Below are 1,871 nucleotides of genomic sequence, written 5' to 3'. Positions count from 1 at the left end.
CAGTTCAGTTCAGTTCAGTGTAGCAAAGACAACACTTTAAAAAATAGAAGGCTAAAAGTAACCAAGATGCAAAAAATACAGTTTCAACGCCACGATATTGAATTCGACAGTAAAGGCACTACCTGTAGAGGCTGGTATTACCAACCTGTAACCAGTGAAGATAAAACTCCTTCATCAGCATGTATTTTAATGGCACATGGATTAGGGGGCACGGTAGACTCAGGGCTATCACCGTACGCCGAACGATTTGCAAGCTCTGGCTTTCATGTAATTGTGTTTGATTACCGCTATTTTGGCAAAAGCGACGGCATGCCTAGGCAATTATTAACGGTAGCCAACCAGCTTGAAGACTGGCGCTTTGCAATAGATTACGCCAGATCGATGCCTCAATTACATCCTAAACAAATTGGATTGTGGGGCACGTCTTTTTCTGGTGGGCACGTTGTCACTATTGCCGCGCAAGATAACCGCATTAAAGCAATATGCGCGCAAAACCCAATGCTTGATGGAATGGCATCCGTCAAACTACTGGCGAAACACGCTGGCCTACTACATGTGATAAAGCTGTGTCTTTCTGGCATTCACGACATAATTAAGCGTAAGCTGGGTATGCCTCCGGTAACAGTGCCGGTTGTTGGCACATCAGGGCAGCTTAGCGCAATTAGCAATACACAGTTTTATGACGATTACATTGGCATGGCTTCAGAAACATGGGTTAACAGCATGACCGCAGGAGTCACCGTGACTCTACCGTTTTACCGGCCCATTAGTTATGCAAATAAAATTAGCTGCAAGGTGCTATTGCAACCTTGCATGCTTGATTCAGTGGCTTCCGCATCCAGCGCACTTACATTAGCGAGTAAACTAGGTCCACTTGCCACCTTATGTCCACTAACCGGCATGGACCACTTCGACTTATATGAGGGCGAAGGTTTTGAAGAAACGGTGACTGAGCAAGTCAGGTTCTTCACCCGTTCTCTTTTTTCACCTTCATAGGACACCAACATGAAAAACCGACACTCCCAACCACATATATCAATTAACGAGGCTTTACTATGACATTCGTATTTTTACATGGCTCAGGTTGCACGAATAACGTGTGGGCACACCAAGTATCGTTTTTCAACAACACCATTGCTTTAAACTTTCCCGGCCACCCTGATGGCGAAGCATTATGCGATGTAAAATCCATTGCTCAATGGGTGCTTAACATCGTTGAACAAGAAGATTTAACAGACGTGGTGTTGGTGGGTCATTCTTTAGGAAGTGCCGTAGCCATGCAAGCTGCTCTGCTGGCCTCAAGCGAATCAACGACTTTCGATTCAAGTAGACTAAAAGCACTGGTGCTAATAGGTGCGGGCGCTAAATTAAAAGTAATGCCACAATTGCTTACGTCACTAGCAGCGCTTATAGAAGAAGGCGGAGCATTCCCCGATTACCTATTGGCTTCAAACCAACAACTGCAAGAGCCGTTAAGAACTGATGTAAATTCGGCAATCGTTAAAAATGGCGCCGCAGTGATGCTGAAAGACTTTACGGCTTGTGACAACTTTGACGTTATGCAGGATATAGGTAGCATTACATTGCCAGTACAGCTTATTGTTGGTGACAAAGATATTATGACACCGGTGAAATATTCTGAGTTCCTGTTATCTCAATTGCCTAACGCAAAACTTAACATTATAGAGAATGGCACTCATATGGTGTTTGCAGAACAACACGCTAACGTGAACGGATGCATTCAGGAATTTATAAATGAGTTAGCCTAGTCCACCCCCTCAAGCACTTATTAAAACCTAACTATAAAACAGAGCGTTACGCTAAGCAGTAACGCCTCGTGGTTATTAATCTACTTGAATCGATAGGGTCAG

2 protein-coding genes are annotated in these 1,871 nt (G+C 44.1%); both read left to right on the top strand.

Annotation, left to right across the window (positions count from 1 at the left end; all coding sequences use genetic code 11):
* The coding region (locus KO534_RS03935) for an alpha/beta hydrolase (RefSeq protein WP_215927478.1) at positions 1-996 on the top strand (996 nt) is incomplete at its 5' end.
* A 59-nt stretch (positions 997-1,055) separates the two neighbouring features.
* Positions 1,056-1,769 (top strand): alpha/beta fold hydrolase, encoded by a 714-nt coding sequence (locus KO534_RS03930; RefSeq protein ID WP_215927476.1) that lies wholly within the window; start codon positions 1,056-1,058, stop codon positions 1,767-1,769.
* Positions 1,770-1,871 lie beyond the last annotated feature (102 nt).

The organism is Paraglaciecola arctica (genome assembly GCF_018861065.1).
Taxonomy (GTDB): Bacteria; Pseudomonadota; Gammaproteobacteria; order Enterobacterales; family Alteromonadaceae; genus Paraglaciecola; species Paraglaciecola arctica_B.
This window is presented reverse-complemented; position numbering and strand designations above follow the sequence as displayed.